Genomic DNA, 12,568 nt, shown 5'->3' with positions numbered 1-12,568 from the left:
TTCACTCCTTCCGAGTCAGGTGATGCTATGTACACTATAAACAGAGACGGCGCGTTTCCTTGTGAACTATGTCACACACTCTGCTTTTTTCACAAAACGTTCACACAGAGCAGCAGGAAGGATTTTCAAACGATATGGGGACGCCCGGCGTCATCAAAAAAAACCGGTTCTGTTTAAGAACCGGGTTCGGCGTTTTCATCCCGTGATGTATGCAGATACCGCAAAAACAACTGATAGGAACAGAAGACATTTTGCTGAAGCATCGCCAAAAAGTTCATTTGCAGCCGCGGATGGTAAGACATCATTTGCTTAAAAACGGAATATGGAATATGGAGTACCAGGATATCCGGTGAGGCATTGACTGAGATAAAAGGCGATAAAGAGAGCCCGCCTTTTTCATCAATCGGAAACACATCGCCTTTTTCCCACAGCGCAACGGTTTGCGACCCTTCAGGGAGCCTGCTGTCCGTAAAACGGATATTGCCTTTTAATACAATATAAACGGATTGTGAATGAAGAAAGGATGGAGATTGGTCAGATGAGCCGCGGATAAACGTCCCGTTTTTCAGCAAGGTTTCGACAATGGACAGAGGCACTTCATTAAACATAGGAAGTTGTTTCAGAAATAATAAATAGTCACACTGATTCATAGGAAAGCCTCCTGTGCTAAGGATAGCTTTAGTGTAGCCCGATTGAGCCCGCGCGGCAGTGATGTATTTCACAGCTTGTATGATAAAAGTCACTTATCAGGAGAGTGTTTGTACTTATAATGAAATAAAAAGGAGGGTTTCGATGAAGGCGATGATTCCGAAGCAGCACGGCGCATGGGCGATGCTGCTGATTCCATTTTTACTCGGCATGGTCAAGGGAGGCCCGGTTTTCTGGCATATTCCGCTCTTTCTGGGCTGGCTGTTCCTTTACTTGACGGTTTATCCCGTTTCTCTCGCTTTGAAAAAGAAACAGCTTCAGCCCTATCAAAAGTGGATATGGTATTACGGTTTTCCGGCCTGCTGCTTTTTGATCATTTCTGTCTATCATAAGCCGCAGCTCGTCTGGATCGGCGTTTTTTTATTGCCGCTGTTTCTCATACATACGCATTATGCCCGTCGAAAAAACGAACGGGCGCTCACGAATGATATTGCGGGTGTTCTGTTCTTTTGTTCAGGCGGGCTTGCGAGCTGCTGGCTGGGAACGGGAACCCTTGACGGCTGGGCTTGGTTTCTATTCTTGCAATCCGCTTTATTTTTTGTCGGGAGTTCTTTTTATGTGAAATCGGTCATACGGGAGAGAAAAAACAGAACCTTTGCATACTGGTCATGGGGATATCACCTCTTGCTCCCCTTTTTATCGGCTTTTCTCGGGGCAGGCTGGGCGTTTCTCGCTTTTATCCCAAGCAGTCTGCGGGCCTGGTTTTTTCACGGAAGAGACTGGCCGGTGAAAACGATCGGCATTCTGGAAATCATAAATGGAGGCTTCTTTTTCGCCGTCATGTGTATATGTATCACAAGCTGAAAAACAAGGACACCGGCTGCCCTTGTTTTTTTCAGTCAATATTGCAGATCTCAAGCGGACAATTTTCACACTCGATCTCGCATCGTAAATAGTCCCGCTTGTGCAAAATAATTTTTCCGGTTTCGTCTATCGAAATAACCCCTTGTTTGCGGAGGTCTCCCAGCATGCGGTTGACGCTCTCCCTTGCCGCCGCGCAAAACTTAGCCAAATCCTGATTTGTCAGCACAATGTTAATCAGAATCCCGTCGCTTCGTTCCACCCCGTAGCTGTTTGATAAGCGGATAAGGGTGGAATAGAGCGCCCCCTTTTTGCCGTGAAGAAGCAGGTCCCTGATCTTGGACTGGATTTTTCGAAGATGGGTGCTCATCCATTTCATAAATTCAAACGTCAAAACACCGTTTTGGATCAATTCCTTTTCCAGCTTGTTTTTATTAATGACGAGCACCTCGCCATCCTCTAACACTTTCGCACTGAGCATATATCTCGGCTCATCTGTGAATAGCGTCAATTCCCCGACAATATCGTTTTTTTGGCAGATTCTAAGCGTCAGGTCTTTTCCGTCAGACGTCAGCTTGCCGATTTCAATGAGTCCTGATTGAATCAGATAAAGCTCTTTTGCATCCATTCCTTCTTGAAACAAATAAGTATGTTTTTTCATTTTCCTTTTCGTACTGATCGATTCCAGCAATTCATGCAGTTCGCGGGAAAGAAGTTCTTTATCAGATTTTCGGACAGAGAGAATATTCATGAGCTCACCTCGAAGAAAGTCACGTTGCGTATGTATATTGTAACGTGACTTGATTTGCACTCACCCAGAAAAAACTAACAATCTTGTGAATGGATCATTATGAATTGAGGCTCTGACTGTTTCTCTCCGTATGTGTTTTCATTCTTTCCTGCCAATACATCCAGATCACAAGAACAAAGCTGGCTAACGCGACCTCTGAAAGCGCCATAAACCCGATCGCGTATTGGCCTGTTGCCTGAAATACACTTGCCAGAATCAGCGGAGGGAAAAAACCGCCCAGTCCGCCCATGGCAGACACAATCCCGTTGGCAATCCCCGCTTGCTTCGAAAAATAGAAAGGCACCAGTTTAAATACCGTCCCGTTTCCAATCCCTGAGCAGACTGCCACCGTCAGCGATCCGAACGCATAAAGGCCGATCGTCGGGGAGAATGACAGCATGACGCCTGACAGCGTAAGCCCTGCGAAAACGAACATCAGAATGCGGAGCGGGCTCAGTTTATCTGCAAGAAACCCTCCCACAGGCCTGAGCAGCGTAGAGACCGCAATAAAGCCGGCCGTCCGCAGACCGGCGTCCGCAGGGCTCAGCCCAAAATGCTCAACCAAAAAATTCGGAAGATAGATGGTAAAGGCGACAAAGGCGCCGAACGTAATAAAATAAAACAGGCTCAACATCCACAGCACATGATTTCGGTAAACGGCTTTCATTTGTGTCTTTATGGAAACTTTGACTTTCTTCTCATGCCGGTCGCCGAACAAAACGTGCAGTAATGCGAAAACAGCCAGCAAAACAAGATACATCTGCACGGTTGCTTTCCATCCCGCGGCTTGAGCGATAACCGGCGCCGCAAAGGTAGTAACGGCGGTCCCGATGTTTCCGGCACCGTAAATCCCATTGACGACTCCGTGCTTTTCTTTCGGATAATATTTCGGGAGGGACGTCACTCCGATGGAGAATACCGCTCCCCCGATTCCTAAGAAAAAGCCGCCCGCGATTAAATCAAATAAAGAATCCGCGATACTGATCCAAAATACAGGAAACAAAAGCAGGATGAAGCTGATCATAAACATCAGCCGCGCCCCGTACCTGTTCGTTAAATATCCTAAAGGAATACGGAGAAGCGATCCGAGAATAACGGGAATCGCCGTCACCAATGAAATTTCGCCTTTGCTTAAATGAATATCTGATGTCATTTGAGAAATGAGCGATGAAATCAGCACCCACACCATAAACCCTGCCACTAAGCTTAATGACTGCAACGATAATTGAATATGTTGACGATTGATCATTCGGCTTGCCCCTTTCACTGATTCAATATCAGCCTTATCATACAAAAACTCAGTGTGCGGGATTGTGAATTACATCACACGCTTTATATACAAAAAAAGAACAAAGCCCGAAGACTTTGTCCTTTGATCATCATTACATTTTTTCCGGAGCGGATACGCCGATCAGCTGAAGCGCATTGTTCAGCGTAATTTGCGTCGCTTTCATTAAAGAGAGACGCGCGCGGCTCTTCTCTTTATTTTCCGGATCGATGACTTTCTCCGCATTGTAGAAGCTGTGCAGAGCGGAAGCCAGATCATAAATATAGTTTGTGACACGGTGAGGAATGCGTTTTTCCGCCGCTTCTGCCACTGCCTCAGGGAAGCCGCCGATCGTTTTCAGCAGGTCATATTCTTTTTCTGATTGAATATGGCTGAAATCAAGATCTGCCGCCGGTTTAAGTCCCTGCTCCTCCCCTTGGCGAAGCATGCTGCAAATACGTGCATGTGCGTATTGCGCATAATACACAGGGTTTTCGTTAGATGTGGATACGGCAAGATCCAAGTCAAAATCCATGTGCGTATCAGCGCTGCGCATCGCGAAGAAATAACGGACCGCGTCAAGGCCGACCTCTTCAATCAGGTCGCGCATCGTTACGGCTTTCCCCGTACGTTTGCTCATCTTCATTTTTTCGCCGTTTTTGTATAAATGAACGAGCTGAATGATCTCAACTTCCAATGTGCCTTTCTTGTAACCGAGCGCTTCAATTGCCGCTTTCATACGCGGAATATACCCGTGGTGATCCGCGCCCCATACATTGATGAGCTTGTCGAATCCGCGGTCAAGTTTGTCTTTATGGTATGCGATATCCGGCAGCAAATAAGTGTATGAGCCGTCTTTTTTGATCAGCACACGGTCTTTATCGTCGCCGAACGTTGTGGAACGGAACCATGTCGCGCCGTCCTCTTCGTATACATGGCCCTTTTCGCGAAGCGCCTCGAGCGCCTGATCAATTTTTCCGTTTTCGTACAGTGACGTTTCAGAATACCATACGTCAAACGGCACGCGGAAATTTTCCAAGTCGGAGCGAAGTTTATCAAGCTCGTACTTTAAGCCGTATTCACGGAAAAACGCCTGACGTTCGCTCTCCTCTTCATGTACGAAACGGTCGCCGAAATCTTCGGCAAGCTTTTTCCCGATGGCGATAATATCCTCGCCGCGGTAGCCGTCTTCCGGCATCGGTTTCTCGAGACCGAGCGCTTCAAAATAACGGACTTCAACGGAAAGCGCCAGGTTGTTAATCTGGTTGCCCGCATCATTAATATAGTATTCGCGGCTCACATCATAGCCCGCTTTAGAAAGCACGCTGCACAGCGCGTCACCTACCGCCGCGCCGCGCGCATGGCCTAAGTGAAGATCTCCCGTCGGGTTGGCCGATACGAATTCGACCTGAATCTTTTCGCCTTGTCCGATGTTTGTCTCTCCGTAATGTTCACCCGCTTCAAGCACGGACGGAATCAGTTTTGTTAAGTAGCTGTTGTTCATGTAAAAGTTGATAAAGCCGGGTCCCGCAATATCCATCTTTTCAATGGAAGCTTTGCCTTTATCAAATGACGCCACGATCTCCTCAGCGATTTGACGCGGCGCTTTTTTTGCGATTCTCGCCAGCTGCATCGCCATATTTGTGGAATAATCACCGTGTGTTTTTTCTTTCGGCGTTTCTAACAGTACGCTTGGAATCTGGCTTTCGTCCGCCAGGCCCGCTTTCAGAACGGCCGCTTTGATCTCTTCCTTCAGCACGTCCTTCATTTGTTCCGCAATGTTCATGCGTGAGTTCCTCCCTCATACGTGATCGTCATATTATGTAAATGCTGCTGCTCGTCTCCGACATGCATGTCATATGCGATGCTGATTCGGCCTTTTTCTTCACCGAGATCAGATTGAATCGATTTTGTGCTTGTTTGCAGCTCAAGCTCACCAAATGACATTTTATATTTCGCAATTGTGGAAGCTCCCGTTATGAAACGCTGATTCATTTTAACAGCGCCTGACCTCATGATCAGGACTTCGCCTTCGCTCACCTTCACAATCGTTTTTACTTTGCCCAGGTCGTGTTCTTCATAATAAGATAGATACACTTTTTGTTGTTTTACATAGTAAAATCCGGTAGTACGGAATTCGATGACTTCCTCATTTCCGTCATCCTCGATCACAGACTTCACATGGAGTGTTATCGGTGTCTCTTGTTTCATTTTGACACGTCCTTTTCATCATTCCGCTTTGACTTGAATAGTATAATCCTTCAGTTTGTAAACTTCAACTGCTTCTATCTTACCATCATTGCTCATTAGATTTGAAGATAAACCTCATAAAAAGCAGTTCCTTATGAGAAGAGAAAATCATATCACTATGTCACCCAATCCGTGAAAAACATGACAGCAGCTTTTCAGAAACCCAAACAGTCTCATCGAAGCTGCTGCGACTTCCAGCAGCATAGATTGTGCAGCAGAAATGCCAACGATGTCAAAGCGCTGCGTGACAGCTATAAAAACGTCCGCCAAACACACGTGATGGCTGCTGTATTATGCCAAGTCATCATATTCGGCTGCGTGTTCGAAATCGTCAAAGCCGTCCCTTTCCGCTTTCACACGCCCCTTGCCATATCAATGGGACTCGCGGTGTTACTGATTTTGTATTTATTGTATTTTATGCGGACGTACTTGCTGCAGCTTTTCCAGCATGGCAGCCTGTTCAAAAAAGGGCTTGCGGGAGCGCTGACAGGAGCCGGGGTTTGGTGGATGCTCAGTTTCACCATAAGTGAACTGCTGTTTTTAATCATCCTGGCTGCCATCCAGCAGATCGGCTCATTTATAAACGATTTTTTTATCGCAGCTCTGCTTCTCTCAACCTGTGAAATAAGCTACATCGCAATCGCTGACGGACCAGTCCCAACCGGAATCACCGTCATGGCTGTATAATCACTCGTGCGGTACACGGTTACGGTATTGTCGTCGGGCTGTGCTGCATAAATGTACTGATTATCAGGTGTTACGGCGAGGTCAAAGGCGCCGGGCAGAGACACGTTTGCAATGATACTCTGTCCAGCCGTATTAACTACGTATAAGTTATTAATGAGAAACGGTTCACTATATGGCTCTAGAAAATAAGCCCTAGTGCTATCGCGAGAAAATACAATCGTCCTCAGAGTTTCAAATAAACGGTTGAAGTCGCCTCCCCTGCTTAATGGTGACAAACTGATCTCCGTTACACCTTTCGGCAGCAGCTCACCATTCAACACATACGCAAAATTTCCAGCGTAAGGAGTGGCAATTAAACTGGGAAATTCAAATGTATCTATGATACTTTCTACCAACTGCCCAGTATTTACATCATATTTATCAACCGACCAACTGCTTCCATTAGCGGTATAGACATACTGTCCATTGGGATCAAGAGCAAAGTCTAAAGCGCCGGGTATCGGAATGACATCAATGACCGATTGAGAGGCCATGTTGATCATATATATAGATCCGGCGGCCATCACGTACGCGAACTCATCTGTTGAATCAAATTCAACCTTTCTCGGCCCTCCTCCAACAGTGATGGTATTTATGATGGTTAATGTTTTATTATCTAGCACTGAGACAAGGTTGGTATTCCCATGGAGGACATACGTGAAAGCTTTATCGAAAGTAACGCCTAGATTAGTTGGCACGTCAGAAAAAGGGATTGTTTTTACAACAGTGTTTAAATCTGAATCAATAACCGAAACCGTGCTGTCTCCTGAATTGGCTGTAAACACATACGATTGAGGGTCTGGCGATGGCGGTAAAACAAGTGTCCCGGTCACCGTAAGCGGACTGCCGTAGAAAGGCGGTACAATGAGAAGATCTTCCACTGTTATTTGACTGAAATCAGGACAGCGGCCAGACTGCGCTGCATAATAAACAACTTGATCAATCTCTTCAGTATGAATCACAGAAACAGACCCGTCCCCTTGTCCATATTGATTTCGTACAGGCGACACACTGATAAGAAGCGTAACGGTCCCTTTAACTCTCACGGCATATCGAACACCGATATCTTCTGGTTCCGGCCCCGTCTGGATTAAGCAAGGCTCACTGATACATAATAAATGAGCAGTACTCCATGTAACCGTCGCAGCTGCTTCGGCAGAATCAATGGTGAACCCCTCGGGAATGTCAATCGGCACTTGAAACGGCGCTTCTCTGCTAATTTCCTCATCACAAAAACAGAAACAATTTTCCTGTAAAGCAGGCAGATCATTCTTTTTCATGAATTCACGTCCTTTTAGAAATGTACAGCATGCAGTTGGTTAAATCACAATATCTCCCGGTGAAACCCCAAGAGATATCACAGTTTCCACAGAATAATCATCCGTGTTGTAAACAGTGATGTTCTGCTCTAAAAAATGAGCAGCATACAGAAATTCGCCATTCGGAGTAAACGCAAAGTCTCTTGCCGATTGCGGAACATTACCTATAACGCCTGCACCATTCGGACTGACAGCATATAAATTGCCAGTGAAGCTGTCATGTAAATACACCTCTGATCCACTCGTAAACATTACATATTGGCCATCAGGCTCCAGCTCTTGGGTAATGCTTATCGTAAACGTATTTAAGTCAATAACCGTCAAATAATTGAATAAGAATTCTTGTTCTAAGACATACGCATACCGCTCCGGCCAATTTGTTTCTATGGATGATACGATAAGCTCTCGTTCAATCGTTCCTGTGACTTCACCGGTGAATAGGTCCACTTTTTGCACTAAACCAAAATCAAGAACATAGGCGAATAACCCATTGGGATCAATTGCAAAATCAAATCCTTCCACAGGAATCGACCTATCCACAGTTAACGTATCAATTCCAATCACATAAATCGCAGTATCGCCGAGAACATAAGCAAACTCATGATTTGGGATGCATTTTATCGATCCAGGCGGCTGTTCCAGCAGTATGGATGCTGTCACTGTTAAAGTGTCATAATCGATGACAGAAATCACATTATTGTTGAAGTGCAAAACAAACACAGCGCTTTTATCCGGAGTTATTTCAATACCTGTCGGCCGGTACGGAAGAGCAATTTTTGTCACAATGGTGTGAGTGTTTGTATCTATCACAGAAACCGATTGATCATTTAGATTCGCTGTAAACGCATAAACGGGTTCCGGTTCGGGCACAAGCACAATCGTGCCCGTCACCGATAAAGGACTGCCATAGAATGGCGGAACGACAACAAGGTTCTCGATCGTAATGTCACTGACATCCGGGCAATCATCGGGTTCATCAGAATAATAGACGACTTGGTCAATCTCTGCATTGCGGATGACAGAAACAGACCCGTTCCCTTGTCCATATTGATTTCGCACTGGTGAGACACTGACGAGAAGCGTAACAGTTCCCTGCAGGCGCACTGCGAATTGAACACCGATTTCATCAGGCTCTGGCCCCGTCTCAATGAAACAGCGTTCAATGACACAAGAAAGGCTGTCTGCATTCCACGTCACGTTTGCAACAGCTTCAGCCGGATCAACGACAAACCCCTCAGGCAATTCAATCGGCGCTTGAAACATCGCTTCACGGCTTGCTTCTTCCTCGCAAAAACATAAACATTCTTCTTGTGCGGCTCCTGCTTTTTCTTTAAAGGAAAGCTTGTTATTTCTCATATCTTCACTTCCTTTTCAGACATACACTGCTCACGCAGATACAACAGAATATGGGAAGGTGTATTTGTTTGCTTGTACAAATTGTGGGGATAATAGTGGATTTTTGAAATGATATCCGCAGACATGCGGTTTTAACGAAAGAAAACATTGCGGTATTTTTGCGCTATCCTTCCGAATGAAAATGATAAAATATGTCATATACATAACGTGGAAGGGAGGGATTCGGAATAGTGGCGAGTGTTTTATCATCTTCAGCGGTTGGAGAAAAAATCAACGAATGGTATATGTACATTCGAAGGTTCAGCATCCCGGACGCCGAGTACTTGCGGAGAGAAATCAAAGAAGAACTTGCAGGTCTGGAAGATGATCAGGATCTTCATCTATACTATTCTCTCATGGAATTCCGCCATAATCTGATGCTCGAATACCTCGAACCGCTGGAATCGCAGCGGATAGAAGAACAGCCGAGACTATCGGATCTGCTCGCGGATATTGATAAAAAGCAGGCCCGGCTGACCGGACGTCTTGATTATTATTTTAATTTTTTCCGGGGGATGTATGAGCTGGAATGCCGTGAATATCTTTCAGCGATTCAGTTTTTTAAGAAAGCTGAATATAAGCTTGATTTTGTCAAAGATTGTATCGAGAAAGCTGAATTTTATTTTAAGATGTCAGAGTCCTACTATTATATGAAACAGACTTATTTTTCTATGGATTATGCCCGGCAGGCTTATAAAATTTATCATAAGCAGGAGGCATATAATATAAGGGTGCTTCAGTGCCATTCATTGTTCGCTACCAACTTTCTTGACTTAAAGCAATATGATGAAGCAATTCAGCATTTTAAAAAGGCTTATGCCATGGCAGAGGCAGAACAGCAGCCACAATTAATGGGCCGGACTCTATATAATATCGGACTTTGTTTTAACAGCCAAGAAAATTACAAACCAGCCATTGATTACATAAAACGGGCAATAGCTGTTTTTGAAGATGGGAACATCATCACTTCTCTCCCGCAAGCCTATTTCTTAATCACACAAATACATTATAAAATCGGAAATATGGCCATAGCCAGACAATATCATGACAAAGGGGTATCTTATGCAGAGGAGGCAGAAGATTCCCTATATATCGCCGAGTATGAATTTTTAGAATCTTTATATGTCGGTGAGCCTGATGAAGAAGCAATCATGGAATGTTTTGACTTTCTCAGAGATAAATCGATGTATGCTGATCTTGAAGATTTTGCCTTAGATGTGGCAAAATATTATCATGAAAGAGAAAATTTCGAGAAGGCTTCCGCATATTTTTTAAAGGTGGAAGAAACAAGACAGCAGATTCAAGGAGGTGTGAAGTTGTATGAAATTGAAGTATAAATTAGCACTTACTTGCTTGGCAATAAGCACTGTTTTTGTTTCAGCCGAAATCGCAAGTGCACCGAAACATCAATTTGAAGTTGCTCAGCGCGGAATGATTTAAATGATGATTACTTTTAGGCTTGCAGGTTAAACTGCAAGCCGTTTTTTATATAAACAACTAATTTGCAAAAACAAAAAGTATACCTTAAAATTCAAATGTGTAAAAAGTATTTGACACATATACATATATTATTTAAAATAAATATATATAAATTTGAAAATTTAAAATAAAAACAAAAATATTTAAGGAGGGTTTTAGTGGATAACAATATTAAAAAACTTAGAACAGCAGCTGATATTTCACAAAATGATCTGGCTAAGCTCTGCAATGTGACCAGGCAAACCATCAATGCAATTGAAAATAATAAATATGATCCAACTTTAAGTCTGGCTTTTTCGATAGCTCACGCATTAAATACGGGAATAGATAAAGTATTCAACTATAACGCCAAAAAAAAGTAAGGGAGCGGTTCTTATGAAGAAAATGGATGAGATGCAAAAACACCAATCGGGTATAGCCGCCAGAATAGCATTTAGTTTTTATACTGTCGCTTTACTGATATGGTCATTAATAGATTATTTTAAAAACGGAAATACAGGATGGCAATTCCCAATACTTTTAATAGGCTGCGCGCTCTATTTATGGATTCAAGTTTATCATAATCGAAAAACAAGGTAACAATTCCAATACACTTCCGGAGGATTATACAGCAATGTACGAATATAAGTTCATAAAAGTAGAAGTAAACCGATGGAAAGGAAAGCCTAAAGAAGACTATAAAGAAATTATTGAAAAGTATTCGCAGCAAGGATGGAAGCTGGTTCAAATATTTGCTCCTCCTATTTCAGGTTATGGGGCAGCCGATTATTTTGATATTATTCTTGAAAAAAAAATATAAATGTTTCAGTACAAAGAAAGCCGGATCATACATATGGTCCGGCTTTCTTTGTACTGAAATAAGCCAGCAGATACCTTAACGGATCTCACCTCTTAAATATTTTTTCGGAAATCCGCAATTCAAATAGCTTCCAATATATTTTATTATTTAACTTGCTGGGGATATTGAAAAAATTGGAGGAAAAAATGAGTCTACTTTTAAAAACACAAAATAGTAAAGCGATTTTTACATTAGTAGCATCAGGAATCATTGTTCTCGCTCTTTTCAGTATAAAACATAATCATTTAAGCATGGATGTCATCGATATTTTAAACAGAGCTGGAATAATAGCTCCTAGTTGGATTGTCAGTGCTATCACTGCAACGGGTTCAGTCCTGGCTATCATTACTGTTTTAGGATCTCTTGGTGCAGGCTTGCCATTAGCCGTTTTAGAACAATTGGCTGCAGCAAGTACAGCAGCAGCTTAATATAAAACATTAAATTCAATATCCCTGGCAGTCCCTTAAACGAATGGATGAAAATACTTTGTTTAAAAAGAACGTTTTAGTCAAATTGTACATACTCTGTCTGATCTTATTTTTAATTGCTTTATTTACAGCATATTTTTATACAGATCCCGCTTCAAATGTAAATAATCTAAATCGAAATATCCGTCCGGATTTTTTTCAGATTTTCTTTAATAATATTAAAGTAGCGAGTCTGCTTGTTTTTTTAGGACCGTTGACGCTGTCGCTTGGCACGGTTGCTGTTTTAATTATTAATGGATTAATTTTAGGGAATGCGATAGGAAACATCAAAGACAATTTAAACCTTTTACTGCTTGTTATTCCCCATGGAATAATTGAAGTGCCGGTATTGCTTCTTGCAGCCTCTGTAGGAATGAAATTAACTTTGGATTTATTACTCCTCAAAATAAATTTGAAATTCACTTTTAAATATATTGGTATTATATTTCTCGGTTTAATGATAGCAGCTATGTTAGAAACATTTATTACACCTATCTTTATAAAAGGAGCCTCTTAAGATTATGCAAA

At 43.0% G+C, this 12,568-nt stretch carries 15 protein-coding genes and 1 pseudogene; 9 read left to right on the top strand and 7 right to left on the bottom strand.

What is annotated here, in order from left to right:
- Positions 1–173: 173 nt before the first annotated feature.
- Positions 174–650: a cyclic nucleotide-binding domain-containing protein gene (locus BR62_RS0101580; RefSeq protein WP_007407629.1), complete on the bottom strand. Its 477-nt coding sequence runs from the start codon at positions 648–650 to the stop codon at positions 174–176.
- 142 nt (positions 651–792) lie between these two features.
- Between BR62_RS0101580 and BR62_RS0101575 the strand changes: the two genes are divergently transcribed.
- Complete coding sequence (locus tag BR62_RS0101575) at positions 793–1,512, top strand: YwiC-like family protein (protein WP_032869452.1); 720 nt, start codon at positions 793–795, stop codon at positions 1,510–1,512.
- Positions 1,513–1,543: 31 nt separating this feature from the next.
- Here BR62_RS0101575 and BR62_RS0101570 read toward each other — a convergent pair whose 3' ends face one another.
- The 4 genes from BR62_RS0101570 to BR62_RS0101555 form a co-directional block, all read right to left on the bottom strand.
- Entirely contained in the window at positions 1,544–2,260 is a 717-nt protein-coding gene (locus BR62_RS0101570) for a Crp/Fnr family transcriptional regulator (protein ID WP_007407631.1), read from the bottom strand.
- 97 nt (positions 2,261–2,357) lie between these two features.
- The gene (gene narK, locus BR62_RS0101565; protein WP_007407632.1) at positions 2,358–3,548 is read right to left on the bottom strand and encodes a nitrate transporter NarK; all 1,191 of its coding nucleotides are present in this window, start codon (positions 3,546–3,548) and stop codon (positions 2,358–2,360) included.
- Positions 3,549–3,681: 133 nt separating this feature from the next.
- Positions 3,682–5,352 (bottom strand): arginine--tRNA ligase, encoded by a 1,671-nt coding sequence (argS, locus tag BR62_RS0101560; RefSeq protein ID WP_032869450.1) that lies wholly within the window; start codon positions 5,350–5,352, stop codon positions 3,682–3,684.
- On the bottom strand, positions 5,349–5,777 hold the full coding sequence (locus BR62_RS0101555; protein WP_032869448.1) for a YwiB family protein: 429 nt from the start codon (positions 5,775–5,777) through the stop codon (positions 5,349–5,351). Before BR62_RS0101555 ends, argS begins: the two co-directional genes overlap by 4 nt.
- 153 nt (positions 5,778–5,930) lie before the next feature.
- On the opposite strand from BR62_RS0101555, the pseudogene BR62_RS0101550 reads away from it, so the two are divergent.
- Positions 5,931–6,439: pseudogene (locus BR62_RS0101550) on the top strand (bacteriocin biosynthesis protein AlbG); the annotation flags it as partial.
- Positions 6,440–6,445: 6 nt separating this feature from the next.
- Here the strand turns inward: BR62_RS0101550 and BR62_RS0101545 are convergent.
- Together BR62_RS0101545 and BR62_RS0101540 are read right to left on the bottom strand one after the other, a co-directional pair.
- Complete coding sequence (locus BR62_RS0101545) at positions 6,446–7,822, bottom strand: YncE family protein (RefSeq protein WP_032869445.1); 1,377 nt, start codon at positions 7,820–7,822, stop codon at positions 6,446–6,448.
- A gap of 39 nt (positions 7,823–7,861) precedes the next feature.
- Positions 7,862–9,217 (bottom strand): YncE family protein, encoded by a 1,356-nt coding sequence (locus BR62_RS0101540; protein WP_032869443.1) that lies wholly within the window; start codon positions 9,215–9,217, stop codon positions 7,862–7,864.
- Between the two features lie 230 nt (positions 9,218–9,447).
- Between BR62_RS0101540 and BR62_RS0101535 the strand changes: the two genes are divergently transcribed.
- The 7 genes from BR62_RS0101535 (at position 9,448) to BR62_RS0101505 (ending at position 12,557) form a co-directional block, all read left to right on the top strand.
- Positions 9,448–10,593 (top strand): response regulator aspartate phosphatase, encoded by a 1,146-nt coding sequence (locus BR62_RS0101535; RefSeq protein ID WP_007407638.1) that lies wholly within the window; start codon positions 9,448–9,450, stop codon positions 10,591–10,593.
- On the top strand, positions 10,577–10,696 hold the full coding sequence (locus tag BR62_RS0101530) for a PhrC/PhrF family phosphatase-inhibitory pheromone (RefSeq protein ID WP_007407639.1): 120 nt from the start codon (positions 10,577–10,579) through the stop codon (positions 10,694–10,696). Before BR62_RS0101535 ends, BR62_RS0101530 begins: the two co-directional genes overlap by 17 nt.
- A gap of 197 nt (positions 10,697–10,893) precedes the next feature.
- Positions 10,894–11,097, top strand: a complete 204-nt coding sequence (locus tag BR62_RS0101525; RefSeq protein ID WP_007407640.1) for a helix-turn-helix transcriptional regulator — start codon at positions 10,894–10,896, stop codon at positions 11,095–11,097.
- 13 nt (positions 11,098–11,110) lie between these two features.
- The gene (locus BR62_RS0101520) at positions 11,111–11,314 is read left to right on the top strand and encodes a hypothetical protein (RefSeq protein WP_007407641.1); all 204 of its coding nucleotides are present in this window, start codon (positions 11,111–11,113) and stop codon (positions 11,312–11,314) included.
- A gap of 34 nt (positions 11,315–11,348) precedes the next feature.
- Positions 11,349–11,534 (top strand): DUF4177 domain-containing protein, encoded by a 186-nt coding sequence (locus tag BR62_RS0101515; protein WP_032868172.1) that lies wholly within the window; start codon positions 11,349–11,351, stop codon positions 11,532–11,534.
- 185 nt (positions 11,535–11,719) lie between these two features.
- Entirely contained in the window at positions 11,720–12,001 is a 282-nt protein-coding gene (locus BR62_RS0101510; protein WP_007407643.1) for a hypothetical protein, read from the top strand.
- Between the two features lie 43 nt (positions 12,002–12,044).
- On the top strand, positions 12,045–12,557 hold the full coding sequence (locus tag BR62_RS0101505; protein ID WP_007407644.1) for a stage II sporulation protein M: 513 nt from the start codon (positions 12,045–12,047) through the stop codon (positions 12,555–12,557).
- Positions 12,558–12,568: the final 11 nt, after the last annotated feature.

It is taken from the genome of Bacillus sp. UNC69MF (assembly GCF_000746035.1).
Taxonomy (GTDB): Bacteria; Bacillota; Bacilli; order Bacillales; family Bacillaceae; genus Bacillus; species Bacillus velezensis.
The sequence above is the reverse complement of the archived record's forward strand: the minus strand, read 5'-3'. Positions and strand labels throughout refer to the sequence as shown.